Below are 432 nucleotides of genomic sequence, written 5' to 3' on the forward strand. Positions count from 1 at the left end.
GTTATTTAGTATAAGTTTCCACCCTTTCCATATCCTTGGAAGTCGTATCTAAAAAGCTTTGTGTTTTAGGAAAATATTGCCTAACTAGTCCGTTTGTGTGCTCATTTAAGCCTCTTTCCCAAGAATGGTAGGGCGTTGCAAAGTAGAAGTCTGTCTCTAGCTCGAAACTAACCATTTGGTGATAGGCAAATTCTTTTCCATTGTCTGCTGTTAATGTGTGTACAAAATCTTTGATAGGTTTAAGTTGTTCTATTAACGCTAGACTTACTTCCTCTGCAGTTTTATGAGAAACTTTGGCGAGCTTGGAAGTTCTTTCTACCATTGATATAATTGCGCCTTTATGTCCTGCCCCTATGACTGTATCTAGTTCCCAGTCTCCTAAACGAGTCTTTTTTTCTACAATACAAGGCCGTTGCTTAATATCTATACGAC

General features: G+C 38.2%; 1 pseudogene. It reads right to left on the reverse strand.

Features of this window, described 5'->3' with window-relative positions:
* Positions 1-19: 19 nt before the first annotated feature.
* Positions 20-432, reverse strand: a pseudogene (locus RHOW815_RS06195) (IS30 family transposase); the annotation flags it as partial.

The sequence above is a fragment of the Candidatus Rhabdochlamydia sp. W815 genome (genome assembly GCF_018642185.1).
Lineage (GTDB): Bacteria > Chlamydiota > Chlamydiia > Chlamydiales > Rhabdochlamydiaceae > Rhabdochlamydia > Rhabdochlamydia oedothoracis.